Source organism: Cryptosporangium japonicum (genome assembly GCF_039524755.1).
GTDB lineage: Bacteria > Actinomycetota > Actinomycetes > Mycobacteriales > Cryptosporangiaceae > Cryptosporangium > Cryptosporangium japonicum.
On the sequence record NZ_BAAAGX010000006.1, the window covers coordinates 670,649 to 696,467 of the forward strand.

Annotated in this window: 21 protein-coding genes and 1 pseudogene; 9 read left to right on the forward strand and 13 right to left on the reverse strand. The window is 70.6% G+C overall.

The genetic code is table 11. The annotated features are described in order from the left end of the window. Window positions 1-42: 42 nt before the first annotated feature. Window positions 43-636: pseudogene (locus tag ABD437_RS08040) on the forward strand (AraC family transcriptional regulator); the annotation flags it as partial. On the opposite strand, the gene ABD437_RS08045 reads toward ABD437_RS08040, so the two are convergent. The 4 genes from ABD437_RS08045 to ABD437_RS08060 form a co-directional block, all read right to left on the reverse strand. Then, window positions 633-1,439 carry an ABC transporter permease gene (locus ABD437_RS08045; RefSeq protein ID WP_344648092.1) on the reverse strand — a complete coding sequence of 269 codons (807 nt, stop codon included), beginning with the start codon at window positions 1,437-1,439 and terminating at the stop codon, window positions 633-635. The pseudogene ABD437_RS08040 and the gene ABD437_RS08045 overlap by 4 nt on opposite strands. Continuing rightward, on the reverse strand, window positions 1,436-2,314 hold the full coding sequence (locus ABD437_RS08050) for an ABC transporter permease (RefSeq protein WP_344648093.1): 879 nt from the start codon (window positions 2,312-2,314) through the stop codon (window positions 1,436-1,438). Before ABD437_RS08050 ends, ABD437_RS08045 begins: the two co-directional genes overlap by 4 nt. Before the next feature lie 94 nt (window positions 2,315-2,408). Then, window positions 2,409-3,608 (reverse strand): ABC transporter substrate-binding protein, encoded by a 1,200-nt coding sequence (locus ABD437_RS08055; RefSeq protein WP_344648094.1) that lies wholly within the window; start codon window positions 3,606-3,608, stop codon window positions 2,409-2,411. Between the two features lie 37 nt (window positions 3,609-3,645). Beyond that, window positions 3,646-4,680 carry an ABC transporter ATP-binding protein gene (locus ABD437_RS08060; protein WP_344648095.1) on the reverse strand — a complete coding sequence of 345 codons (1,035 nt, stop codon included), beginning with the start codon at window positions 4,678-4,680 and terminating at the stop codon, window positions 3,646-3,648. 146 nt (window positions 4,681-4,826) lie between these two features. On the opposite strand from ABD437_RS08060, the gene ABD437_RS08065 reads away from it, so the two are divergent. Beyond that, entirely contained in the window at window positions 4,827-5,585 is a 759-nt protein-coding gene (locus ABD437_RS08065) for a FadR/GntR family transcriptional regulator (RefSeq protein ID WP_344648096.1), read from the forward strand. A 26-nt stretch (window positions 5,586-5,611) separates the two neighbouring features. Next, window positions 5,612-6,361 carry a cache domain-containing protein gene (locus tag ABD437_RS08070; protein WP_344648097.1) on the forward strand — a complete coding sequence of 250 codons (750 nt, stop codon included), beginning with the start codon at window positions 5,612-5,614 and terminating at the stop codon, window positions 6,359-6,361. On the opposite strand, the gene ABD437_RS08075 is transcribed toward ABD437_RS08070, so the two are convergent. Next, entirely contained in the window at window positions 6,358-6,918 is a 561-nt protein-coding gene (locus ABD437_RS08075) for a hypothetical protein (protein WP_344648098.1), read from the reverse strand. The genes ABD437_RS08070 and ABD437_RS08075 overlap by 4 nt on opposite strands. A 14-nt stretch (window positions 6,919-6,932) precedes the next feature. Beyond that, window positions 6,933-8,000, reverse strand: coding sequence for a hypothetical protein (locus tag ABD437_RS08080; protein WP_344648099.1), 1,068 nt, complete (start codon window positions 7,998-8,000; stop codon window positions 6,933-6,935). A 91-nt stretch (window positions 8,001-8,091) separates the two neighbouring features. On the opposite strand from ABD437_RS08080, the gene ABD437_RS08085 reads away from it, so the two are divergent. The 4 genes from ABD437_RS08085 to ABD437_RS08100 all read left to right on the forward strand — a co-directional run bounded on the left by ABD437_RS08085 (window position 8,092) and on the right by ABD437_RS08100 (window position 16,270). Continuing rightward, window positions 8,092-8,664 carry an NYN domain-containing protein gene (locus ABD437_RS08085; RefSeq protein ID WP_344648100.1) on the forward strand — a complete coding sequence of 191 codons (573 nt, stop codon included), beginning with the start codon at window positions 8,092-8,094 and terminating at the stop codon, window positions 8,662-8,664. A gap of 97 nt (window positions 8,665-8,761) precedes the next feature. Beyond that, the gene (locus tag ABD437_RS08090; protein ID WP_344648101.1) at window positions 8,762-9,367 is read left to right on the forward strand and encodes a hypothetical protein; all 606 of its coding nucleotides are present in this window, start codon (window positions 8,762-8,764) and stop codon (window positions 9,365-9,367) included. Window positions 9,368-9,371: 4 nt separating this feature from the next. Further along, on the forward strand, window positions 9,372-11,489 hold the full coding sequence (locus ABD437_RS08095; protein ID WP_344648102.1) for an SPFH domain-containing protein: 2,118 nt from the start codon (window positions 9,372-9,374) through the stop codon (window positions 11,487-11,489). Continuing rightward, window positions 11,489-16,270, forward strand: coding sequence for a DNA repair ATPase (locus ABD437_RS08100; RefSeq protein WP_344648103.1), 4,782 nt, complete (start codon window positions 11,489-11,491; stop codon window positions 16,268-16,270). The genes ABD437_RS08095 and ABD437_RS08100 overlap by 1 nt, the downstream gene beginning before the upstream one ends. On the opposite strand, the gene ABD437_RS08105 is transcribed toward ABD437_RS08100, so the two are convergent. Then, window positions 16,208-16,858, reverse strand: a complete 651-nt coding sequence (locus tag ABD437_RS08105) for a DedA family protein (protein ID WP_344648104.1) — start codon at window positions 16,856-16,858, stop codon at window positions 16,208-16,210. The genes ABD437_RS08100 and ABD437_RS08105 overlap by 63 nt on opposite strands. 109 nt (window positions 16,859-16,967) lie before the next feature. Here ABD437_RS08105 and ABD437_RS08110 point away from each other — a divergent pair, with 109 nt between their 5' ends. Beyond that, entirely contained in the window at window positions 16,968-17,993 is a 1,026-nt protein-coding gene (locus tag ABD437_RS08110) for an alpha/beta hydrolase-fold protein (protein ID WP_344648105.1), read from the forward strand. Between the two features lie 3 nt (window positions 17,994-17,996). On the opposite strand, the gene ABD437_RS08115 is transcribed toward ABD437_RS08110, so the two are convergent. Genes ABD437_RS08115 through ABD437_RS08140 form a run of 6 tightly spaced genes read right to left on the reverse strand, consistent with a single transcriptional unit; the run spans window position 17,997 to window position 25,207 of the window. Then, window positions 17,997-20,123: a hypothetical protein gene (locus tag ABD437_RS08115; protein WP_344648106.1), complete on the reverse strand. Its 2,127-nt coding sequence runs from the start codon at window positions 20,121-20,123 to the stop codon at window positions 17,997-17,999. A gap of 15 nt (window positions 20,124-20,138) precedes the next feature. Next, the gene (locus ABD437_RS08120; RefSeq protein WP_344648107.1) at window positions 20,139-21,407 is read right to left on the reverse strand and encodes a lipopolysaccharide biosynthesis protein; all 1,269 of its coding nucleotides are present in this window, start codon (window positions 21,405-21,407) and stop codon (window positions 20,139-20,141) included. Beyond that, on the reverse strand, window positions 21,404-22,723 hold the full coding sequence (locus tag ABD437_RS08125; RefSeq protein WP_344648108.1) for a glycosyltransferase family 2 protein: 1,320 nt from the start codon (window positions 22,721-22,723) through the stop codon (window positions 21,404-21,406). The genes ABD437_RS08120 and ABD437_RS08125 overlap by 4 nt, the downstream gene beginning before the upstream one ends. 11 nt (window positions 22,724-22,734) lie before the next feature. Next, window positions 22,735-23,490: a polysaccharide deacetylase family protein gene (locus tag ABD437_RS08130; protein WP_344648109.1), complete on the reverse strand. Its 756-nt coding sequence runs from the start codon at window positions 23,488-23,490 to the stop codon at window positions 22,735-22,737. Then, a complete protein-coding gene (locus ABD437_RS08135) occupies window positions 23,487-24,401 on the reverse strand; it encodes a glycosyltransferase family 2 protein (RefSeq protein WP_344648110.1) in 915 nt (304 codons plus the stop codon). Before ABD437_RS08135 ends, ABD437_RS08130 begins: the two co-directional genes overlap by 4 nt. Then, window positions 24,401-25,207 carry a glycosyltransferase family 2 protein gene (locus ABD437_RS08140; RefSeq protein ID WP_344648111.1) on the reverse strand — a complete coding sequence of 269 codons (807 nt, stop codon included), beginning with the start codon at window positions 25,205-25,207 and terminating at the stop codon, window positions 24,401-24,403. Before ABD437_RS08140 ends, ABD437_RS08135 begins: the two co-directional genes overlap by 1 nt. Before the next feature lie 113 nt (window positions 25,208-25,320). On the opposite strand from ABD437_RS08140, the gene ABD437_RS08145 reads away from it, so the two are divergent. After that, a complete protein-coding gene (locus ABD437_RS08145) occupies window positions 25,321-25,743 on the forward strand; it encodes a YccF domain-containing protein (RefSeq protein ID WP_344648112.1) in 423 nt (140 codons plus the stop codon). Window positions 25,744-25,819: the final 76 nt, after the last annotated feature.

Genomic DNA, 25,819 nt, shown 5'->3' on the forward strand with positions numbered 1-25,819 from the left:
GGCGATCTCACCGGTGGTGCCTGTTGGGTCACCGGCGCCGGTGCCTGGGGGATGCGCTATCCGTCCTACCCGATCAGCGGCTTCCACATCATGATCCGCGGTGAGGGCTGGCTGATCACGCCGTCCGAGCCGCCGCGCGCCCTGGTGCCGGGCGACGTCGTGTTCACGGCGGCGGGCGCGGCGTACGGGCTCGGCCACGCACCGGCCCGGTTGGAGTCGTTACCGACGGCCGAGTTGGGCCCGGGCCACCCCGCGGTCGAGGACGCCGACACCGTGTTCCTGTGCGGCGCGTACTGGATCACCCACGGTGAGGCGCACCCGTATCTCCGGTCGCTGCCGGCCGTGCTCACGGCCGGCCCGGCGAAACCGTGGACCGCGCAGCAGCTCAGCGATCACGCCGGGCTGCCGCGGCGGGAGTTCGCCCGCCGGTTCACCGAGGTCACCGGCCGGCCGCTGCGTGCCTTCCTGACCGAATCGCGCCTCGCGCTCGGCGCCCAGCTGCTGCACGATTCCGACCTGACGCTGGCCGCGATCGCACGCCAGGTCGGCTACTCGACCGAGTTCGCGTTCAGCGGCGCCTTCCGGCGTGCGTACGGGGTCTCCCCCGGCCGCTACCGGAAGGCGTCCACGCGTTAGAAACGGCCACCGCCCTTGCTGTCGCCGGACAGGCGCTGCGCCAGGTAGATCGGCACGACCGACAGCACGATCAGTACCGCGGCGACGACGTTGACCACCGGCGCCTGGTTCGGCCGGAACAGGTTGTTCAGGATCCAGATCGGCAGGGTCTGCGTGCCGGCACCGGCGGTGAACGTCGTCACGATGATCTCGTCGAACGAGAGCGCGAACGCGAGCAGACCACCGGCGAACAGGGCCGAACGCAGCATCGGGAACGTCACCAGCCGGAACGTGGTGAACATGTCGGCGCCGAGGTCCATCGACGCCTCCTCCAGGTTCCCGCCGAGCCGGCGCAGGCGGGCGATCACGTTGTTGAAGACGATCACCACGCAGAACGTCGCGTGCGCCACGACGAGCGTGAAGAACCCCAGGTCGACGCCGAGCACGGTGCGGAACGCGTTGTTCAGCGCGATGCCGGTGACGATGCCGGGCAGCGCGATCGGCAGCACGATCAGCAACGAGATCGAGTCCCGGCCGAAGAACTTGTGCCGCTGCAGGCCGAACGAAGCGAGCGTGCCGAGCACCAGCGCGATCACGGTGGCGACCAGGCCGACCTGGACGCTGGTCAGGAGCGCGTCGAGCGCGCCCTTGTTCTGCGCCGTGCGCTCCCACCACTCGAGCGTGAAGCCCGAGGGCGGCCAGCCGAACGTCCGGTCCCGGTTGAACGAGTTGATCAGGACGACCAGCAACGGCACGTAGACGACGCCGAGCGCGAGGAACGTGAACGTGCGCAGAGCGATCCGGGCGGTACGCGAGAGAGTCACAGGTTCTCCAGAGCACCGGTGCGGCGGACGGCGGCCAGGTACACGAGCATGATCGCGACCGGCACGGTGGCGACCGCGGCCGCGAACGGCAGGTTGTTCGCCGCGCCGATGTTGTCGTACACGACGTTGCCGAGCAGCTGTTTCGTGCCGCCGACGATGCGGACCGCGATGTAGTCGCCGAGCGACAACGAGAACGTGAACACCGAGCCGGCGACCACGGCCGGGAAGACCGTGGGCAGCACGACCGTGCGGAACGTCCGCAGAGGACGCGCGCCGAGGTCGCTCGCGGCGTCGAGCAGCGAGTCGGGCAGCCGTTCGAGGCCGGCGTAGACCGGCAGGATCATGTACGGCAGCCAGAGATAGGCGAGTGTCACGGTGGTGGCGGTGATGCCGTAACCGGGGGTTCCGCCGAGCCAGGACAGGATCCCGTCGCCGGAGAACATCAGCCGCCAGGCGTAGACCTTCACCAGGTAGCTGGCCCAGAGCGGCGTGAGGATCGCGACGACGAGCAGCCGCTGGGCGCGCGGGGACGCGACCTTGGCCATGTAGAACGCCACCGGCAGCGCGATCAGCGCGTCGATGACCGTGACGCCGATCGCGACGCCGATCGTCCGCAGCGTGATCGTGCGGTAGACCTCACCGGTGAACAACGTCGTGAAGTTGTCGAGCGTCCAGGCGCGGACGATCTGGCCGGTGAAGTCGTTCACGCCCCAGAAGGCCGCGACGAACAGCGCCGCAAGCGACCCCAAATAGGCCACCCCGAGCCACAGCAGGGGAACCGACAGCAGGATTCCCAACCGAGCCCTGGGTCGCCGATACAGCGCCGTGGACACCCGCCGCGCGATCGACGGGCGCCGCTCCAACGTCGCCGTCATCCATTCTCCTTAAGCGCGCACAGCGCGCGTTGTCTTTGTCGGAACCTGGAGCCCGCTGAGGGCGACGCTGCGTCGTTCTCAGCGGGCCGCCCACTCACCCCTTGATTTCCGTCCAGGCCTGGGTCCAGGCCGAGTAGTCCTTGCACTTCACGTCGGTGCGGCCGTCGAGGCACTGGGTGATCGGCGTCGACCAGTACCAGATCTGCTTCGCGTACTCGGCGTCACCGGCGTGGTAGGTGTCGCAGTGCGTCTTGTCGGCGGTGAACTCGCAGGCCTTGGGGTTGGCCGGCGACTCCCCGAAGTACTCCGCCACCTGCGCGTTGGCCTTCGGCGAGACGATGTGGTCGAGCCACTTGTACGCGCACGTCTTGTGCTTCGACTTCGTGCCGACCATCCAGGTGTCCGACCAGCCGGTCGCGCCCTCGGTGGGCAGCACCGCGTCGACCTTCGCGCCTTCGGCCTTCGCCACGTTCGCGATGACCTGCCACGTCGTGCCGATCACCGAGTCACCGGACTTGAACGCCGAGACTTCCTTCAGGTAGTCCGACCAGTACTCGCCCACGTTGGCCTTCTGCTTCTTCAGCAGGTCGACGGCCGCCTCGAACTGCTTGTCGTCCAGCGCGTACGGGTTCTTGATCCCGAGGTCGGGCTTGGTCTTCATCAGGTACAGCGCCGCGTCGGCGATGTAGATCGGCGAGTCGTACGCGGTGACCTTGCCCTTGGTGGCCGCGTTGTCCTCGAAGACCGCGCTCCACGACGTCGGCGCGGGCGTCACCACGTCGGTGCGGTACATCAGCAGGTTCGCGCCCCAGCCGTGCGGCACCCCGTACGAGACCCCGTCGACGCTGTTCCACTTCTGGTCCTTGAGGAACGGGAAGAGGTCGGCGTAGTTCGGCACCAGGTCGGTGGTCACCGGCTCGACGTCACCGGCCGCGATCAGGCGCAGCGACGCGTCACCGGAGGCCGAGACGACGTCGTACTGGCCGGTCTTCATCAGCGACACGGCCTCGTCGGAGGTGCCGAACACCTTGACGTTGACCTGGCAGCCGGTGGCCTTCTCGTACGGGGTGACCCAGTCGACCTTCGGGTCGTTCGAGCCGTCCTCGGCGTACCCGGCCCAGGCCAGGACGTTCAGGGCGCCCTCGGGCGTCCCGAGCTTCTTCAGGGCCTCGAGCTTCGGCGGCGTGAAGCCCGCCGCGGAGTCCGAACTGCCACCGGAGTCGTCGCTGGTGCCGCAGGCCGCGGCCAGCAACACGACGGCAGCGGTTCCGGCCAGTACACGGGCTAACTTCATGGGGCCTGCTTTCTCCGGACAGGGGTTGTGGGAGGAGTCAGGATGCGGCGAGCTCACCGCTCACCGGCTGCGCGTGCGCGGGCTGCCAGCTCAGGCGGACGCGGTCACCACGTCGGATGCCGCGCTCGTCCTCGTTCTGGCGCTGCACGACGAGTTGGCCGCCCGCGTCGAGGTCCACGACGTACCGGGTGGACGCGCCGAGGTAGATCTCTTCCAGCACCGTGCCCTCGGGGCCGTCCTGGGCCTCGGACAGCGGGAAGATCCGGATCTTCTCCGGACGGATGCTGACCATGTCCTCCGACCCGACCAGCGCGGCGGCCACCGGGCCCGACAGCAGGTTCGTGACGCCGACGAAACCGGCGACGAAGTCGGTGTCGGGGTGCTCGTACAGACCGGCCGGGGACGCGATCTGCTCGATCCGGCCACCGCGGACCACCGCGACCCGGTCGCTCATCGTCAGCGCCTCGTCCTGGTCGTGGGTGACCAGCACGAACGTGATGCCGACGTCACGCTGCAGCTGTTTGAGCTCGACCTGCATCTCCAGGCGCAGCGCCCGGTCGAGCGCGCCGAGCGGTTCGTCGAGCAGGAGCACTTTGGGGCGGTTGACCAGCGCGCGGGCGAGCGCGACGCGCTGACGCTGGCCACCGGAGAGCTGGCCGGGGCGGCGGTCGCCGTAGCCGGCCAGGCGCACCGACTCCAGCGCCTCCAGCGCGCGCTGCCGACGCTCCTTCTTCCCGACGCCCTTGACGCGCAGCCCGTACTCGACGTTGCCGACGACCGTGAGGTGGGGGAAGAGCGCGTAGTCCTGGAAGACCGTGTTGACGTCCCGGTCGTACGGCGGCCGGGTGGTGACGTCGGTGCCGTGCAACAGCACCTGGCCCGCGGTGGGCAGCTCGAACCCGGCGATCATGCGCAGCAGCGTCGTCTTGCCGGAGCCGGACGGGCCGAGGAGGGAGAAGAACTCGCCGTCCGGGATCTCCAGGTCGATGCCGGCGACGGCCTCGACGTCACCGAACGTCTTGCGCAGTCCACGCAGTTCGATGGCCGGGGCGGTGTCCCTGGTGGGGTTCAACGGAACTCCTGGTGAGACGACGACGTTGGGGAAGGCGGACTGCTGACGACTACGCGCCGAAACCTATGACGTCATAGTTCACAGCACAACCTGAGTACGTCGGAATTTATCGTGGAGTAACCTGAGCGCTCCACACGGGAGGGTCGATGGGCACGCGACGGTTCGGCCGTGGACCGAGATCGGCGCTGTTCGCGCCGCTGGAGAGCCTGAGCCGCACCGAGCTCGTCACCCATCGGCTGGCCGACGCGATCATGCTCGGCCTGCTGACCGACGCCGAACAGCTGCCCAGCGAAACCGCCCTCGCCACCGGCTTCGGCGTCTCGACGGTCACCGTTCGTGAGGCGTTGACCGCGCTGAGACAGCGGGGCCTGATCGAGACCCGGCGCGGGCGGGGCGGGGGGAGCTTCGTCCGGTCGCCGGCCGAGGACACCACCGAGGTGTTGCGCGAGCGGCTACGTGAGTACAGCCCCGGCACGCTGCGTGACATCGGGGACCACTACGCGGCGATCAGCGGAGCGGCGGCCGAGCTCGCCGCCGAGCGGGCCGACCGCGACGACGTGGCGCGCCTGCGGAGCGCGGTGGTCACGCTCGAGACGGCGGCACGCCCGGGGGATCGTCGCCGCGCGGACGGCCACTTCTCGATCGAGGTGGCGGCCGCGGCCCAGTCGGCCCGTCTGACCAGGGCGGAGATGGCGTTGCAGACCGAGGTCGGGCCGCTGTTCTGGCTGGTGATGGAGGACGATTCCGCGCACGGGCTGGCGGTGGAGCGGTGCCGGGCCCTGACCGCGGCGGTGGACGACGGTGACGGTCCGCGAGCACGCGTCGCCGCCCAGGAACGAATCTCCGACGCCGTGGGCAACCTGACCGAACGTCACCTCGAATTGGTTCGTCAGCCGCGAGAGTAATGTCCGGGGTGCGGGATGATCCGGGGATGGATCGCACGCGAGCCGCCCACCCGACCGCGACCCCGTTGGGCTCCGCGACGGCTGCGGTGGTGTCGGTGGTCCGCAGAACGGTCGACGAGGTCTTCGAGGGTGTCGCCGGGTTACGCCGGGACGTGGAGAGCGCGTTCGCCGGTGGCACCACGGTCGGCCGGGACGATCTGGCCGAGCTCTACCCCACGCTCACCGCCCCGCTGCGGATGCCCGGCGGCCTCGCGAAGGGCGCCGGGTTCGTGGCGGCACCGCAGCTGCTCGCGGACGCGCCGTGGTGGCTGGAGTGGTGGGTGCGCGAACCGTCCGGTGAGCCCAGCCGCCTGGTCGTCGACGTCGACCCGGACGGCGAGGACTTCTACGACTACACGACGCTCCCCTGGTACCGGGACCCGCAGCGCACCGGCGAGCCGACGGTCACCGGCCCGTACGTGGACTATCTCTGCACCGACGACTACACGCTCACGTTCACCGCGGCGGTGCGGAACGGCGACGCGTTCCTGGGCGTCGTCGGCAGCGACGTGGACGTGGGTCTGTTCGAGGCGATCGCGCTGCCCTCGCTGCGCGCGGTGCCGTGCCCGGCGACGCTGATCAACGCGCACGGGCGGGTCATCGCGTCGAACTCGCCGCATCGGCGCGGTGGCTCGCTGGTACGCGACGTCGACGTGGACGCGCTGTGGGAGCACGGCACGGTGGCGGGCACCCGGCTGGCGCGGTGCGGGAACTTCCCGATCGGGCTCATGTACTAGAGGCAGGGCGCGTCGGACGGCCAGCGCTCGGCGAGCACCAGGTGGAAGTGGCCGACCTCGCCGAACTCCTCCAGACCGTCGAACTGGTGCACGACGCGGACGAACCCGTCGGGCACCGCGATCGCCAGCGCGCCGGTCAGCTGCGCCCTGGCGTCGTCGGCGGTCGTCGTCGTGCCCGTGCCGTCGAGCGTGGCGAACAGGTCGGCGGTGAGGCCGAACGGCGCCGGGTCGATCCGCACCCGGTGGCCGGCGCACTCCACGCGGACCTCGGCGGGCACGCGCTCCCGGTAGTACCCGGCGCACGCGGTGAGCAGCGCGTCCTGCTCGGGCGAGAGGTCGTCGGCACCGTAGAGCGGCGGTAAGAGCTCGAACCGCACCCCGTCCACGACCACGCCGTGGCCTTCGAACGGCACCTGGACGGTCTCGGCCGTGTCGTCGCCGAACCGGTCGCGCACCGCGGCCCTGGCGGCGGCCAGGTCCGACGCCGGCTCGAGCCGCTCGCCGGTGGACAGCACCGGCTCCCACCCGTCGTCGGTGCTGCGATAGGTCACGTCCACGAGGCAATCGTGCCTCAGTGAACGGGGCGGGTGAGGGCCGACAGGATCAGGATGCTGAGGCGGCGCGCACGGTCGGGGGTGAAGCCGGCGTCCTCGGCGGCCTCCTCGACGATCTGGCCGACCGTGGCGGTGCCGAGGCTGCTCAAGTGCGGCAGCGCGGTGGCCGGTCCGTGGGTCAGACGGCGGCGTGCCGCACCCCGGTTCCGCCGCCAGCGGGCCACCCCGCCGTGGTGGCGGGTCCCGACGTGCCCGAGTACGCCGGTCGCGGCGCAGGTGAGCATCGCCAGCGAGAGCACGGTGACGAGTTCGGCGTTCGGACCGCCCAGCTGGAGGGCGAGTGGATCGTCGCGCTTCGCGCCGGACAGCGCCCAGCGGATGACGCGGCGCCGCAGGATCTCGTCGTCGAAGAAGCGCTGGACGACGATCGGGAACCGGGTCATCTCGGCCGGGGCCAGCTCCTGGACGATCAGCTCGGTGGCGCCGCCGACCGTGTGCGGACCCAGGTCCTCCCAGCGCGGTTCGGCCCGTCCGACCGGTTCGGCGGCCGGTTCGTCGACGGGCTCCCCGGCCGGTTCGTCGGCCGGGAACTCGGGGTAGCGCTCGTCGTCGGCCTCGACGGTCTCCACGTCACCCGGTTCGACGTCGTCGTTCGGGATCTCGTCGACCGACTCCTCGGCCTCGTCCACCTCGGGCTCGTCGTCGGGTTCGTCGCCCCAGTACTCGGGCGTGCCGTACCCGGTGGCGCGGTACTCCCGCGCCGGTGGGCGGGACGGCACCTCGCCCCGCCAGACCACCTCACCCTCGATCACCGCAGGCGGACGGTCACCGAACGGGTCGAAGGGCTCGCGCTCGAACGGTTCGCGCTCGTAGGGATCCCGGTACGGGTTGAGCACGAACCGCATGGTCGGAGCGTCGTCGTCCGGGTGCTCGAACACCCCGCGATAGGAGTTCAGCACGAACCGAGCTGTGGGGGTCTCGTCCTCGGTCCACGGATCGGGGTCCACCCAGAACGCCGCGGTCGGAGCGTCGTCTTCGTCGAGCGCCGCACCCCGATGGCGTCCTCCGCCGTACGGGTCGGTCACAGGCGCCACCTCCTGGGACTGACATCGGCGAAAGCATCCGGATGATGAGGCCGATATCTCGCCGATTTAGCGGGGCGACTACCGTGTCGGCATGGACCGGGCCTCTGCGCAGACCACTTATCTACTGGTCGACGGCGAGAACATCGACGCCACGCTGGGCAGCAACATCTTCGGTGGTCGCCGCCCCAGCCCGCAGGAGCGTCCGCGCTGGGAGCGCGTCCGCGACTTCGCCAGCGAGACCTGGGACCGCCCGGTCAAGGCCCTGTTCTTCCTCAACGCCAGCTCCGGCCAGCTGCCGCTGCCGTTCATCCAGGCGCTGCTCGCGCTGGACTACCAGCCGATTCCGCTCTCCGGCAGCACCGGCGAGAAGGTCGTGGACATCGGTATCCAGCGGACGCTCGACGCGCTCGTGGACCGGCCCGGCGACGTGCTCCTGGCCAGCCACGACGGTGACTTCTTCGACCAGATCGAACGTCTGCTCGACGGCACCCGCCGGGTGGGGCTGCTCGGGTTCCGCGAGTTCGTCAACTCCCGGTTCACCGAGCTGACCGCCGAGGGCCTGGAGATCTACGATCTCGAGGACGACGTCCGCTGCTTCAACGCGCGCCTGCCGCGGGTACGCATCATCAACATCGACCGCTTCGACCCGCTGCCGTACCTCTAGTTTCAGTCGCACATAAGACGCCGACCTGGCGTTTCCCGGAACGAACTGCCACTCTGCCGGCAAGAACGTAACGACGCGGCGGAGAGGAAAGCGCCCGGTGGGTGGTCTGTTAGGTGCGGCCTTGGGCTTCCCCGCGGTGATCTTCACTTTCGCGCTCGTGGTAGTTGTCGGTTACTGGGTTCTGGTGATCCTCGGCGGCCTCGGCATCGACGCGCTCGACGGTGACGGCGGCGCGGACGGCACCGGTGCGCTCGGGGCGATCGGCCTCGGTGGGGTGCCGGCGAGCGTCTCGCTGTCGGTGCTGATCGCGGTCGCCTGGTTCGGGACGTTCGTGGGGAGCGCGGTGCTCGGCAACGACGGATTCCTCATCGACGTCGGTCTGCTGACCGGCGCAGTGGTCGTCGCCTGGTTAGCCGCCCGACTGCTGGCGCTACCGTTGCGCCGATTCTTTCCGGACGAGAAACTGCCGTCCCGGTCGGATTTCCTGGGTCAGGTCTGCGTGATCCGCACCGGTCGCGTCGACGCGAAATTCGGTCAGGCCGAAGTCACCGCCGACGACGGATCGTCGGCACTTGTGCAGGTGCGCCAAACTGGCGAGTACGACCTTCGCGCGGGCGAAACCGCGCTGATCTACGACTACGACTCGGACGGCGAATACTTCTTCGTGATGCCGTCGACGCTGCCCAACCACGGAGCTAGGTAAATTCATGGACGCTGTGGCCCTCGGGGTCGGCGTGTTGATCGCCGTCGCCCTGATCGTCGTTCTCGGCCTCACCATCATGGTGAGCAGATTGTTCAAAAAGGTCGAACAGGGTAAAGCCCTGATCGTTTCGAAGGTCAAGAAAGTCGACGTGACCTTCACCGGCGCGACCGTCATTCCGGTCCTCCACCGCGCCGAGGTCATGGACATCTCGGTGAAGACGATCGAGATCGCCCGTACCGGCCGCGAGGGCCTGATCTGCCGCGACAACATCCGGGCCGACATCCGGATCACGTTCTTCGTCCGGGTCAACAAGACCGTCGAAGACGTCATCAAGGTCGCCCAGGCGATCGGCACCGCGCGCGCGAGCAACCAGGACACGCTCCAGGAGTTGTTCAGCGCGAAATTCTCCGAGGCGTTGAAGACCGTCGGTAAGCAGCTCGACTTCGTCGATCTCTACACCAAGCGGAACGAATTCCGCGATCAGATCATCGCGGTGATCGGCACCGACCTGAACGGGTACAGCCTCGAAGACGCCGCGATCGACTACCTCGAGCAGACGCCGCTGACCCAGCTCGACCCGGCGAACATTCTCGACGCGCAGGGCATTCGTAAGATCACCGAGCTGACGGCGATCGAGCACGTGCGCACGAACGAATTCCAGCGCACCGAGGAAAAAGAAATCACGCGCCAGAACGTCGACGCCAAGGAAGCCGTTCTCGAGCTCCAGCGCCGGCAGGCCGACGCGGAAATCAAGCAGCGTCGTGACATCGAGACCAACCGGGCCCGCGAAGAGGCCGAGATCTCGCGCGTCCAGGCCGAGGAGCGCCTCAAGGCCCAGAAGGCGCACCTGCTCACCGACGAGGCGCTCGGCATCCAGAACCAGAACAAGGACCGGGAGATCGCGGTCGCGGAGAAGAACCGCGAGCGTGTCCTGGCCATCGAGACCGAGCGGATCGAGAAGGACCGGCTGCTCGAGGTCATCGCCCGTGACCGCGAGACCCAGCTCTCCACGATCAACAAAGACAAAGAGGTCGAGGTCGAGAAGCGCGCGATCGCCGACATCGTCCGGGAGCGCATCGCGGTCGAGAAGACCGTCGCCGAGCAGGAAGAGAACATCAAGAAGCTGCGCGCGGTCGAAGAGGCCGAGCGGATGCGTCAGACGCTGATCATCCAGGCCGAGGCCGAGGCGCAGGAGAAGCTGGTCAAGGACATCAAGGCCGCCGAGGCCGCCGAGCAGGCCGCGCAGCACCTGGCCCGCGAAGCCCTGACGCTGGCCGAGTCGCGCCAGCGGGCCGCCGAGCTCGACGCCGCCGCGAAGATCCGGCTGGCCGAGGCGATCAAGGCCGAGGCCGCCGCGCCGGGCCTGGCCGCGGTGCAGGTCCGCGAGGCCGAGGCCGACGCGATCGAGAAGAGCGGGCTCGCCGAGGCCGTCGCCGACCGCGAGAAGGGCCTGGCCCAGGCGCTGGTCGCCAAGGAGAAGGGCCTCGCCGAGGCGGAGATCGCGAAGCAGAAGGGCCTGGCGGACGCGACCGCGGCCAAGGAGAAGGGTCTGGCCGAGGCCGAGAGCCTGCGCGAGAAGCTGAAGGGCGAGGCCGAGGGTCTCACCGACAAGGCCGCCGCGATGGCCGCGCTCGACGACGCCACCCGTCAGCACGAGGAGTACCGCCTCCGGCTCGAGGCGCAGAAGGAGATCCAGCTGGCGAACATCGACGTCCAGCGGCAGGTCGCCGAGGCGCAGGCCACGGTCATCTCCACCGGCCTGCAGAACGCCGACATCGACATCGTCGGTGGCGACACCGTGTTCTTCGACCGGCTGATGAGCTCGATCGCGTTCGGCAAGGGCGTCGACAAGTTCGTCGAGCACTCCGACGTGGCCGGCACGCTGGCCAAGCCCTGGCTGGACGGCACCGGGAGCTTCACCGACGACCTGCGAGGGATCCTCGGCTCGGTGGACTCCGCCGACGTCCGGAACCTGACGATCTCCGCGCTGCTGATGAAGATGATCAAGGGTGGCGGCCCCGACGCGGCGAAGCTCGGTGAGCTGCTCGGCTCGGCCCGCCAGCTCGGCATCGCCGACACGCCGCTGTCCCAGCTCACCGCTCTGAACGGCGCGACGAAGTAGTGACCGAGACGGGGCCCGCGCTCGACGCCGGAACCTACGACGTCCTTCGTAGCCGGCTGAAGACGCAAGCCACGGAGCTGGCCCAGCACGTCGAGGCGCTCAACGCGCAGCGCCTCGACGTGTTCGGCGGCACCGAGCTGCGTCTCACCGGTACCGCCCAGATCCGCACCACGCACAACTGCGTTCCGCGGGACATCGCGTCGGTCGGTGACCGGCTGCTGTTCGGGTACAACGCCTACCTGGGCATGAAGCCGGAGACCACTGTCGACGACGTGTTCTCGGTGCACCGCCTGGTGCGCGAGAACGACCGGCTGAGCTTCGAGCAGCTCGAGCACGATGCGCTGCTGGCCGACGGACAGTTCGTCAAGGACCTCGGCGAGCAGTACCGGTACTTCCGGGAGAGCTCGCTGCTGCAGTTGCGGCGGGTCGACCCGTTGCTGCTCGCGGTGTTCCGCACGAGCCCGAACACCGACGACAACCGCGTGCTGCGCTGGCGGCTGAACCTCGACGGCACGGCGCAGTACGTCGACAACAAGGGCGAGCGCGACCACACGTTCCCGGCGAAGCAGGACTTCGACTGGGTCGAGACCACCCGCACCGACCACGTTCTCGGCCGGCACCCGCACATCTCGATTCTCGGTGTGGTGTTCGTCGAGACGATCGGTGGCGACCTCACGATCAAGGTCGAGAACAACACCGAGTCCGGCGAGGGCATCTACTCCGAGCCGGTGAAGGAGCCGCTGCAGAGCCTCGCCGACGCCGACGTCGGTTACGCGCGCGTCGGCCCGCTGATCCTGCTGCGGATCCGTCCGTACAAAGAGGACGCCTGGCGCTACCTGGTCTTCAACACGCTCACCCGCGACGTCCTGCGGCTCGACGGCATCGGGCAGGCCTGCCAGCGTCTGCCCGAGGACCAGGGCATCATCGTGCCCGGCGGCTACTACCTGGCCACCGGCGTCCACCGGGTCTTCGACCAGGACACCACCGGGCTGGAGTTCGAGCGCGTCATCCGCTCGACGAACGGCGAGGACGTGCTCTACGTCTTCCACAACCGCAGCGACGGCCGGTACCTGCTGCTGCCGTACAACGTGATCCGCAAGGAGATCGCCAACCCGATCCCCTGCCACGGCTACGCGTTCTACGACGACGGCACGCTCGTGGTGCTGCGCGCGACGAGCGCCGAACCGACCCGCGTCCACCAGCTGCAGGTGTGGCAGACGCCGTACGTGTCCGACACGTACGCGGCGGCCCAGCCGGTCGGCACCGGACCGCTGGAGCGGATCGGCAACGCCGATCTGGTCCGCGGCATCTCCGACCTGCTGTCGGTCGCGCGGATGGCCGAGGACACGACGCCGACCGAGGCGGCGTTCGACGCGCTGATCGGGGCGTGCCGCCGAACCGTCGACCAGTACCACTGGCTGGCCGACAGCGGTCTGGACGCACCGCTCGCGCAGCTGCGTCGCACGGCCGAGCAGGTCCGCGAGGAGTTCGAGAAGGTCCAGAGCCTCACCGCGCAGGCCACCGACGCGCTCGCCGCCGCGCAGGCCGAGACCGGCACACTGATCCGGGGTGCGCGCACGGAGTCGCCGGCCACGGCCGAGGAGTGGGCGGCCCAGCTCGCGGCGCTGCGTCGCGCGCAGGGCCGGCTGGTGGGGCTGCGCGAGGTCCGGTACGTCGACCTCACCGCCGTCGACGCGCTGGCCAGCGAGCTGACCGACGAGCTCGCGGCCGCCGGCCGCCGCGCGGTCGAGTTCCTGCGCGGCGATGGGGCGTTCGACAGCTACGAGCAGCAGGCCGAACTGCTCACCGCCGACGCCGAGGCGATCGCGTCCGTGGCCGAGGCCGCGCCGCTCGCCGAGCGGCTCGACCAGCAGTCCGACGGGCTCGCGGTCGTCACCGAGGTGCTCACCTCGCTGGAGATCGAGGACGCGACCGTACGCACCGAGCTGCTGGCCCGGATCGGTGGGGTGCTGGGCAGCATCAACCGCGCCAGGGCCACGCTCGACGCGCGGCGGCGCGAGTTGCTCGCGGTCGAGGGGCGGGCCCAGTTCGCGGCCGAGTTCGCGCTGCTCGGGCAGGCCGTGACCGGCGCGCTCGCGGTCGCCGACTCCCCTGAGGCGTGCGACGAGCAGCTCGCGAAGCTGATGGCGCAGGTCGAAGGCCTGGAGTCGCGGTTCGGGCAGTTCGACGAGTTCCTCGCGTCGCTCGCGGAGAAGCGTGAGGACGTCTACGAGGCGTTCTCGGCGCGGAAGCAGGCCCTGCTCGACGACCGGCAGCGGCGGGCCAACCGGCTGGCGTCGAGCGCGGACCGGATCCTCGGCAGCATCCAGCGCCGGGCCACCACGCTGGCCACGCTCGAGGACGTCAACACGTACTTCGCGACCGACCCGATGGTCGGCACGCTGCGTGGTCTGATCGGTGAGCTGCGGACGCTCGGCGACCCGATCCGCGCGGAGGAGTTCGAGCGGCGGCTCGCGACCGCGCGTCAGGAGGCCGGGCGCTCGCTGCGTGACCGCACCGACCTGTTCGACGGCGACACGATCCGGCTGGGGCGCCACCGGTTCGCGGTGAACACCCAGCCGGCCGAGCTGACGCTGGTGCCGCACGAGGGCAAGCCGGTGTTCGCGATCACCGGCACCGACTACCGCGCCCCGGTCACCGACCCGACGTTCGCGGCGACGGCCGAGTTCTGGGACCAGCCGCTCCTCTCCGAGGACGCTTCGCTGAGCCGCGTCGAGTACCTGGCCGGGTCCCTGCTGCTCGCCGGCGTGCGTGACCCGTCGAAGGTCCAGGCCGCGGCCGCGGAGCGGTACGAAGAGGGGTACGAGCGCGGTGTCCACGACCAGGACGCGTCGCTCGTCCTGCAGACGCTGGTGGAGCTGTACGACGGTGCCGGGCTGCTCCGGTACTCGCCCGGGGCGCGGGCGGCCGCGCAGCTGTTCTGGGCCTACGCGGTCCGGGACCGGAAGCAGTGGGAGGTCCGCGCCCGTTCGCTGACCCGCGCGAACGAGATCTTCGGTGCCGCGGACGGGCTGTCGGCGTTGACCGCGGAGCTGGCGGCGGAGATGACCGAGGCCGCCCAGCCGCTGCTCGCGGCGGAATATCTGATCGCCGAACTGGCGCACGAGCCGTTCGGGTTCGTCACCGGTCCGCGGGCCGCGGACCTGGTGGCCGGCTTCGAGCGGGCCCTCGGCCCGAACGCGTCCCGGCTGGAGGAGGATCTCAAAGAGCTCGGCGACGACGTGACCGCCCGGCACCGGCTCATCAACGCCTGGGTGGCCGCCTACTCGCCGGACGCCAGCGAGGACCGCGACGAGGCCGTCGCCTACCTGCTCATCGGCGACGACGTCCCCCGGCGGAGCTCCGACGCGACGCTCGAAGCGACCGTCGACGGCCTGCTGTCGGCACACCCGCGCATCTCCGGCCGCACCCTGACCGTGCGGCTCGACGACGTCCTCGCACGCGTCCGCCGATTCGAGGACGTCCGCGTGCCGGCGTTCCGCGCGTACCAGAAGCAGCGCGCGACGGTGATCGCCGAGGAGCGCGCCCGGCTACGGCTCGGCGAGCTCGAAGCCGGCGTGCTCAGCTCGTTCGTCCGCAACCGGCTGATCGACCAGGTCTACCTGCCGCTGATCGGCGACAACCTCGCCAAGCAGCTCGGCACCGTCGGCCCCGACTCGCGCACCGACCAGATGGGGCTGCTGCTCCTGCTCTCCCCGCCCGGCTACGGCAAGACGACGCTGATGGAGTACGTCGCCTCCCGGCTCGGTCTGGTGTTCGTCAAGGTGAACGGCCCGGCGCTGGGCCACGACGTGACGTCGCTCGACCCGGAGCAGGCCCCGAACGCGGCCGCGCGGCGGGAGGTCGAGAAGATCACGTTCGCGCTGGAGCTGGGCAACAACACCCTGCTCTACCTGGACGACATCCAGCACACGTCGCCCGAGCTGCTCCAGAAGTTCATCTCGCTGTGCGACGCGACCCGCCGGATGGACGGCGCCGACAAGACCTACGACCTGCGGGGCAAGCGGTTCGCGGTGTGCATGGCCGGCAACCCGTACACCGAGTCGGGGCAGCGGTTCCAGGTACCCGACATGCTGTCCAACCGGGCCGACGTGTGGAACCTCGGCGACGTGCTCTCCGGGCGCGAGGAACTGTTCGCGCTGAGCTTCCTGGAGAACACGCTCACGTCGAACCCGGTGCTCGCGCCGCTCTCGACCGGTGCGCCCGCCGACGTGGAGCTGCTCGTCCGGCTCGCCCGCGGCGACGCGACCGTCCGGCCGGACCAGCTGGAGAAGACGTACTCCTCGGTGGAGCTGGAGCAGATCCTGGCGGTGCTCCGGCACCTGCTGCGGGTCCAGCGGGTCGTGCTGCGCAACAACGAGGCGTACATCGCGTCGGCGGCCCAGGCCGACGCCTCGCGCACCGAGCCGCCGTACCGGCTGCAGGGTTCGTACCGGAACATGAACAAGATGGCGCAGCGGGTGCTGCCGGTGATGAACGACGCCGAGCTCGAGGCCGTCATCGACGACCACTACGTCGGGGAGGCGCAGACGCTCGCGGCCGACGCCGAGGCGAACCTGCTGAAGCTCGCGGAGCTGCGTGGTGTGCTCACCCCGGCCGACGCCGAGCGGTGGGCGGCGGTGAAGGAGGGGTACCTGCGCGAGCGCGCGCTCGGCGGCTCGGACGATCCGCTCGGCCGGGCGGTGGGCGCGGTGGGCCTACTCGCCGACCGGGTCCGGGAGGTCGAGCAGGCCATCACCCGACTCGGCCCGCGCGCGTAGCGTCCGCACGGCGATCGTGAGCAGGACGACGACGAGCACCCCGACGACGGCGTAACCGCCGAGGGTGAACGTGCCCTCGATGCGGCGCGCGGCCGAGCCGAGCGCCGCACCGATGCCGACGTGCAGCGCCGACCAGCTCGCCGCACCGAGGGCGGCGGCGGGCAGGAAGCGGGAGAGCCCGAGCCCGGCGCTCCCGGCGGCGGCGGGGCCGAGCGCACGCACCGCGGGCAGGAAACGGATGAAGAACACCGCCCACGGGCCCCGTTTGCGCAGCGTGGCCGCCGCCCGGTCCCAGAGCACCGCGCCGTAGCGGCGGATCAGCCGCGTCTCCCGGAGCCGCGGCCCGTACCGGCGCCCGATCGTGTAGCCGATCACGTCGCCGAGGATCGCGCAGACCGTGACCACCGCCCAGAGCGCGACGAACCGGCCCGGGCCGTTCACTGTCGTCGCCGCGACGAGGAGGCTCGACTCCCCGGGCACGATCAGCCCGAGCCCGAGCGTGCACTCGCCCAGCACGAGCAGTCCCGCGACGACGACCACGGCCGGCGGGGGTAACGATTGAAGCCAGTCCAGAATGTCGGTGACCATGTGCGCTCCTTCGCTCGGAGCCCGACGCTACGGACGAGCCTCGCAGTGGATTAATGCACTTTCGTCAGGGACACACCCTGACTTCCGCCAGCCGTGATTGGCTGGGAGCATGCTTCCCTGGGACACCGAAATGGCTGGTCAGCTGCATCGCGAGACGATTGACTCGACGCTGCTCCGGGGTAATCCCCTGGGGGATCCGCACGAGCGTCCACTGTGGGTTTACACGCCGCCGGGCTACTCCTCGTCGGGCGCGCGCCTGCCGTCGGTGTACATGATCCAGGGCTACACCGGCCAGATCGACATGTGGAACAACCGCGCGTCGCACCGGCGGACGTTCCCGGAGAACGTGGACGCGCTGTTCGCCGCGGGCGAGGCACCCGAGTGCATCGTCGTCTTCGTGGACGCCTGGACCACGTACGGGGGGTCGCAGTTCGTGGACTCACCCGGCACCGGGAAGTACCACTCGTACCTGTGCGACGAGGTGGTGCCGTGGGTCGACGCCCGGTACCGGACGCTGGCGCGGCCGGAGTCGCGGGCGATCGCCGGGAAGTCGTCCGGTGGGTTCGGGGCGATGATCACGCCGATGCTGCGTCCGGACCTGTTCGGGGCGCTCGCCACGCACGCCGGCGATTCGCTGTACGAGTTCTGCTACCTGTCGGAGTTCCCGAAGGCCGTGCGGTTCCTCCGCGACTACGACGGCGACATCCAGCGGTGGTGGGCCGACTTCCGGTCGCGGACGTCGTTCACCAAGGAGGCGGACGCGTACCTGCTGCTCCTGCTCGGGTGCACGGCCTGTTTCTCGGCCGACGAGGACGGCACCCCGCAGCTGCCGTTCGACCCGGTGACCGGCGAGCTGATCCCGGAGCGCTGGCAGCGGTGGCTCGACTGGGACCCGGTGCGCATGGTCGACACCTACGCGGACGCGCTGCGCTCGCAGCGGGCGATCTGGATCGACGCCGGCACCCGCGACGAGTGGTACCTGGACATCGGTGCGCAGGCCTTCCATCGCGGCCTGGAGCGGATCGGTGTACCGGACGAGCGCATCCACTTCGAGCTCTTCGACGCCACCCACGGCGGCATCGACTACCGCTACCCGATGTCCCTGAAGTGGCTGGCCGAACGCCTGGCCCGCTAGGCACTAGGCCCGTTCCAGGCGGTAGATCGTGATGGCGCCGGACCGGTAGTAGACGGACCAGTCGTCGGATTCGTCGAGGGCGCGGCGCAGCGCCTCGACGGAGCCGTCCGGCAGGTTGCCGAAGTACTCGGCCGTCGTCTGCATCAGCGGAGTGATCACCAGGAACGTCTCGGTGCCCCCGTACGACGCCGCCCAGCTCCCGATCGCCGGGAGCTGGTCGGCGTCGAGCATCACGTGCTTGAAGGACGGCTGGTCGGTGATCGAGGGATCGACGCTGTGGCCGGGGTTGAGGTTGCCGTAGTCGGCGGTGAGCCGGGCCGGGAACGCGGGCGCGAGCATCGTCATCGTCGACCCGGCCGGGGCCTGGGCCTCGAGGTAGCGGGCCGCGCGGAGGTCGGCCGGCGGGACGACGTGCAGCGCGAACTGCCCCTGCAGCCCCTGGAGCGCGGCGATCGCGAGCACGGCCAGCACCGCGCCGGACACGAGCCCCGCCCGCCGGGCACCCGACCACCACGACGCGGCGAGCATCGCGCACCAGGGCACCGAGAACAGGTACACCCGGTAGATCGCCTCGCCGCCGTAGCTCTGCAGGAACAGCAGCAGGAACGGGGTGAACCCGAGGACGAGCGGAACGATGATCCGCCCGAGCCCACGGCGGTGCCGCCACCCGACGGCGAGCGCCGCGAGCCACACCACCACCGAGAGCCCCCGGGCGACGATCGCCGAGAACTCCTGCGCGCGTGTCCCCCATCCGCTCGACGTCCCGGCCGCGTTGGAGAACAGGTCGAACCCGTCGAACAGGTTGTACTGGCTGCTCACCCCGCCCATCCGGGGCACGAAGTACCCGCCCGCGACGACGGCCAGCACGATCATCAGCCAGAACGGCCGGATCAGCCCCAGCACCGTCAGCACGCCGACGCCGAACAGCAGCAGGTAGGGCGTGAGCTGGTGCGCCGCGGTGACCGCCGCGAACACCAGCGTGATCGCGACCAGCAGCGGCCACTGCGGCCGGTCGCCCACCGCGGGTGCGTCGCGCGCCAGCCAGAGCCGCAGCCGGTTGGGCCACCCGGCCGGCCGCGAACCGGGCAACCCCCGGCAGCCGTGCGTCAGCAGCGCGAAGAACCCGAGGCTCAGCGCGTACGCGTAGGCCTGCGGCGAGAAGTAGTTCTGGTCGACCCAGAGGCAGCAGCTGAACAGGAACACCGCGAGGAACACCGTGCGGACGTCCCGGGTGAACCCCCGCACGATCGCGGCGATCATCAGCGCGTCGATCAGCCCGAAGTACGGCGTCGACCAGCCCGCGAACCGGATCGAGGGCACCCCGGCGACGTCGGAGAGCTGCGCCGCCGCGGCGAACAGCACCGGCCAGCGCTGGTAGATGTCGTCCGGGTCGATGACCCGCCCGTACCGCTGGATCAGCTCGACGACGCCGATGTGCTTGTACACCCAGGGGTACTCGGGCACCGGCACGAGCAGCGGCGCGGTCGCCCACACCAGCAGCGCCATCGCGCCGACGCCGGCGAGCAGCACCGGCGTCCGGGTGCGTCCGAACAGCTCGACGCCGAACCCCACCCCCACCATGACGATCGCCGCGACGAACGGCACGCCGAGTCCCCAGGTCAGCCCGTAGAGCGTGATCCGCTCGGGGTCGGCGCGCAGCACGGTGACCAGCCAGACCCCGGTCGCGACCGCGAACAGCGTCGGGCTCAGGACCGGATGGACCGCGGTGGACAGCGGCTCGGGCGCGACGACGTCGGCGCGTTCCACGTCCGGACGGCGCAGCCGGGCCAGCGCGACCGCGGCCGTGAACACCAGCGCGAGCACGGTGGCCGCGTACGGGTGCCAGGCCTTCGACCACACCATCGACGCCGCACCGAGCCCGGTGAGCGCGAGGCTGAACGTGATCGACAGCGCGGCCGCCAGTACCCGGTCGGCGATCCGCAGGTGACTGACGATCGCCGCGCCCGGCGCGGCCGTGAAGAACCCCAGCAGCAGCACGAGCCGGACCGGTCCGGCCGGGATCAGCAGCGCGACGGTGCCGGCCGCGACGAGCACCGCGGCGACCGCCGCCAGACCGGTCTCGGACGGCGAGGTGTCCCGTGACACCGGCGAGAACAGGCGGACGGTCATCACGTCATTCTGTACCTATTGGTGCAGCAAAGTCCGTATTCTGGAGATGAGCCCGGGTAGCAATACGACCGCCGTCAGCGCCTGCGCTCCCACGTAGGCGAGCCCGACGCCGGGCAGGCCCAGCCGCGGCAGCAACACGACCGCGCCACCGAGGAAGACGACCGCGGTCACGGCCTGGACGAACACCGCCGGCCAGAGCCGGTTGACCAGGATCGCCAGCGCGCAGTAGACGATGACGACCGCGGTGAACGGGAAGCTCAGCGCGGCCACCCGGAGCAGGTCGCCCCCGCCCGAGGCGAACGCGCTGCCCTGCACGAGCAGCAGCGTCGGGCCGAGCGCCACCAGGCCGATCGTGCCGGCGACGGCGACCGCCGCCACCAGGCCGAGGATCCGGCGCAGGTGCTGGGCCAGCCCGTCCGGGTCCCGGCCGACCTGCGCGATGAACGACATCATGATGTTCCAGACCAGCGTCTGGAGCGTGATGACGATCAGCCACGGCACCGCGAAGTAGGCGTTGGCCACCGAACCGGCCACGTGCACGACGAGCACCGGCGGGATCAGCGTGACGACGTTGCCGACCAGGTTGTTGACGTACTCGGCGGCCACGAAGTTGCCCAGCTGACGAGCCCCGGGCAGCCGCGACTCCCCGGCCGTCCGCCCCGGCACCAGCCGGCCGAAGATCACGAACGTGACCACGACGGCCGCCACCGCCGCCGGGATGCACCACGCGGCCTCGATGCCCAGCTCGGAGCCGGTGGTGACCAGAGCCACCAGCAGCACGAGCTTCGCGCTCGAGGTGGCCACCTGTTTGGCCACCACCGTGCCGGCCCGGCCGAACGCGGTCAGCACTCCGTCCTGCACGTAGAAGAGCGCGTAGACGGTCACGCCGAGCGAGAACCCGAGCCAGTCCCAGCGTCCCAGGCCGAAGCCGTGACCGAGGCCGAGCAGCAGGTAGACGCCGCTGAACAGCGCCGAGCCGACCAGGATCCCGGCGTAGCCGGAGGCCAGGAACGCCCGGGTGCGGTGGCCGGCCTGCGGGAGGAACCGCACGAACACCGACGACAGGTTGAGCTGCGCGATGCCGCAGACGAGCGCGATCGCCGAGACCGTCGCGTTGCCGTGCCCGACCTCCTCGGTCGGGTACAGGTGGGCGGCCGCGACCCAGAACAGCATGTTCAGCGCCGACGCCAGCACGGTCGACGACATCAGCGCGGACGCCTGGCGCAGCACCGTCGACGACCGCCACCCGGTCGGTGCGGCCGGCGCCGGCGGCGCGATCGTCATCGGAGACCCACCGCGGTCTTCCGCGGTGCGCGTGCGGTCACCGGGGCCAGCCGGCCGCGGACGTACCGCCACGGGCCGGCGAGCATGCCCCGCCGGTTGGCCGCGAACAGCTCGGCCGGGAAGTCGTCCCGGACCGTGCTGACCCGGACGCTGTCGGAGCTGGTGAGGTCACGCACTGCCCGCGGCGCCAGCGCGAGCAGCCGCAGCAGCCGCCGCGGGTCGTCGCGGATCAGCGCGGCGTAGAACGCGGTGAGTCCGGCGCCGTAGCCGGCCATCTGCGTGCGGAGCCCGTCGAGGTCGGCGCGGTGCACGTGCCGCACCAGCGCGGCCGGATGGTAGAGCGTGGTCGCGCCCCGGTCGAGCAGCCGGCTGAAGATCAGCGTGTCCTCACCGCCCTGGGCCGGGGTGCCGGCGCCGAGCGCCTCGTCGAACCCCTTGAGGGCACGCAGCGCGCTCAGGCGGAACGCCATGTTCGCCCCGACGCCGAACGCCGGCAGCGGGTAGAGCGGGCTCTGGGCCGTCAGCGGGCCGAACTCGTCGGCGGTGAACCCGCGCCCCTTGCTGTGACCGCCGAACTGCTCGAACCAGACCTGCGCGTCGGTACGCAGCTCGGCCGGCACCACGACGCCGGACACCGCGGCGGCGGCCGGGTTGTCGACGAACGCGCGCACGATCTCGGCGACCCAGTGCGGGTCGGCCCGGACGTCGTCGTCGGTCCAGGCGACGATCCGCTCGCCGGGTTCGCGGCCGAGGGCGGCGAGCGCGGCGTTGCGTGCCCGGGACAGGCCGGGGCGCAGCTCGGCGACGTACTCGATCCGCAGCCGCGAGGCGAACTCCTCGACCACGTGGCGCGTGCGGTCACTGCTCGGCGCGTTGTCGACGACGAGCACGTCGAACCGGTCGAACTCCTGGTCGGTGAGGCTGATCAGGCAGTCGCGCAGCTCGTCGGGGTGCTCCCGGGTGCAGATGACGACGGTGACCGGCGGCGCCAGCTCCAGCGCCCTGGCCCGGCCGGCCAGGAACGGCGGGGTGCCGGTCAGCGCCGAGAGCGGAACGCCGTCCGCCGTGAGCAGCGCGACGTCGATCCGGGCCGCGATCGCCTCCCGGCACTGCGCGAGGATGCCGTCGAGCAGTTGGGCCGGGCTCAGCTCGTCGTCCGGCGGCAGCTCGAGCCGCACCATCGCGAGCGGCTCGGTGAAGAGCCGGACGATCACCCACGCGGCGTCCCGGTGATGTCCGAGCGTGTCGAAGGCGTGCACCGGGGGAAGCGGAGCGGAGAGCTCGACGTCCAGCACGACGCCGGGGATACGACTCATCGGGGTCTCCCTCAGGTGAGCTCGTGCATCAGGACGCGGGTGCTCGCCAGGCGGGCCATCCGCCAGGCGGGTTGGAGCGCACGTTTCACGACCGGGCTGAGCCCCGGCTCGCCGGACGTGACCATCCGGCGCAGTTCGTCGCGGCTCATGCCGGGCAGCGGCTGGAGGCGGGGTAACGCGAACCGGTCGTCAGCGGGGCGGGCCAGCCGGCGTCCGATCACGCACGCGTTCAGGTAGCCGGCGTCGGCGACCGCGCGGCGGGCCCGGCGGTTGCTGTAGCCGTGCGGGTAGCAGAACGAGCGGATCGGCACGTCGAGGCGGGCCGTCAGTTCGGCGCGGCTGCGGACCAGCTCGTCGCCGAGCGCCGCCGGCGGGAGCGTGTCCATCGGGTGGTGCTGCCGGGAGTGGCTGCCGATCTCGACGCCCGCGGCCGCCAGCGCACCGAGCTGGTCCCAGCCGAGGTAGCCGGGGCTCCCGACGGAGCCGGTCGGCACGTAGAGCGTCGAGCGCGCCCCGAACTCGGCCAGGACGACGGCGGCGTTCAGGAAGTCGTCGTACGCGTCGTCGAACGTCAACGCGATCACCGGACGGCGCGGGTCGGCGGCCTTCGCGCTGAGCGCCTCGGTGAGGCCGAGCAGCTCCCAGCCGTCGGCGGTGAGCGTGGCGATCTGCGTCCGGAAGTCCGCCGCCGGAACACGCAGCGGGTCGGGCACGGCGTCCGGTTCGGCCGGGACGCCGTGGTACATCAGGATCGGCAGCGCGCTCATCGGGCCAGCCCGGTGCGGGCCAGCTGGAGCGCGAACCCGACCCCGGTCGACGCCACGCCCGCGAGCACCATGCCGGCCTTGGCGACGTCGCCACGCCGCAGGTAGGAGCGCACGCCGCGGGGCAGCACCCGGCGCAGGTAGCTGCTCTCCTCCGACAGCGCGGCCGCGCGGTCGGCGCGGTCGCGGGTGAGCGTGGCCAGCCCGGCCTTGCCGCGCCCCTCCAGCCAGCAGCGGCGCAGGAAGAACGCGACGCTCGACCGTTCGGCCGGTACGTGGTGGCGGATCACCGCGGCCGGGACACGCAGCCACTGCGCGTCCGGGCGGCTGCGCGACATGCGCAGGCAGAGCTCGGTGTCCTCGGGCTCGGAGACGTTGCCGACCTTGCCGAAGTCCGCGCGGAAACCGCCCACCTCGGCGAAGACCTCGCGGCGGACGATCATCCCGCCGGTCCAGACGTTGCGGACCGGGACGGGCTCGGCGGAGGTGTCGGGCAGCGTCGCCCCGATCACCCACCCGAACTCGCGCGGGAACCAGCGGGGCTCGCTCGCGTGCCAGACCGGCAGGATGCGTGAACCGGCGCCGATGACGCGCTCGGAGTCCATCGCCCGCACCAGCGCGGTGAGCCAGCCCGGCTCGGCGAACGCGTCGTCCTCGAGGAACACGACGAGCGGCGTGGTGGCGGCGAGCCCGATCGTGTTCCGGGAGCCGGACACACCGCGCTGGTACCGGTTCTCGACGACCTCGATCTCGTCGCCGTAGTGGTCGATCAGCCGCTCGTAGAGCGCGCGGTTGTGGTCGACGGACACGACCAGCCGGTGGGCGTGGTCCTGGCTGCGCACCGAGGCGATCGCCTCGAGGAGTTGGGTCCACCGCTCTTCGGTGTGGCACGTGATGCCGACGGTCACCGCCATCAGGCGGCGCTGTTCGTGCTGGTGGGGGTCATGACCGCTGCATCGACCGGCCGCGGCGGAAGCTGAGTCACGATTCCGGTCGCGGACGGGAGCTTTCGGCTGAACCGTTCACGCACGATCGTGACCAGCACCCGCCAGCCGTCGCGGAACGTCCGCAGGTTGCTCTCGCCGTGCAGGCGGTCGGACTCGAAGCTGGGCACCTCGGCGATGACCAGGTTCACCCGGGCGACCCGGATGTTGATGAGCGTCTCGACCTCGAAGCCGTCACCCCAGGAGGCCTCGCGCCGGTGCGCCGGGGCTAAGCCGAACGTCGGGATCGCGCTCCGGCGGAACGCGTTGTAGCCGTAGCACAGGTCGGTGTAGCTGGTGAGGAACAGCAGGTTGGTCAGGGTGTTCAGGCCCCAGTTGCCGGCGCGGCGCAGCGGGCTGATGTCGTCGCTGCCGCCGCCGTCGACAAAACGGCTTCCCTTGACGTAGTCGGCGCCGTTGTCGAGCTCGGTCACGAACCCGTCGATCTCGGCCGGGTCCATCGAGCCGTCGGCGTCGATCATCACGACGTAGTCGCCGGTGGCGGCCTCGAAGCCGGCGGCGAGCGCGTTGCCCTTGCCGCGGCGGGTCTGGCGGACGACCGTGAGGTCGGGGCGGACCGCGAGAGCCGCCTCCACCGTGCCGTCGACCGAGCCGGCGTCGACCAGGACGACCTCGTCGACGTAGCCGGGCAGGGCGGCGAGGACGACCGGGATGTTCCGGGCTTCGTTCATCGTCGGGATGACGACGCTGACGGTGCGGTGGATCCTGCTGCTCATCGCCGTACTCCCCTGCTCTCGTGGTTTCACCAGGAAGAGCGGGGTGCGCCCGGAGTGATACTTCGGGCATTTGTGACGTGGGTCGCATTGCGCTCGGGAGGGACACTTGAGTCATGAGCGCCATTCGTCTTCTGCTCAACATCATCTGGGTATTTGTCGCCGGCTTCTGGCTCGCCGTGGGCTACGTGATCGCCGGCCTGATCTGCTGCCTGCTCATCGTGACGATCCCGTTCGGGGTCGCCTCGTTCCGCATCGCCGGGTACGTGCTCTGGCCATTCGGGCGGGAGATGGTCCGCAAGCCCGGCGCCGGGGTCGGCGCCGGGTTCCTCAACGTCATCTGGTTCGTCGTGGCCGGTTGGTGGCTCGCGCTGGGCCACCTGTTCACAGCGGCCGCGCTGGCCGTGACGATCATCGGGATACCGATGGCCTGGGCCAACCTCAAGCTGATCGGGATCTCACTGGTGCCGTTCGGCCGCGAGATCGTGGACAGCGACCGGTTCGTCCCGGCGCCACGCGTGCTGGAGCGCCAGCACTGACACCATCCCCCACAGGGTGAGCAGCAGCAGGAACAGTCCGACTGCGGCGGCCGTCAGCACCGGGGACCCGGTGTCG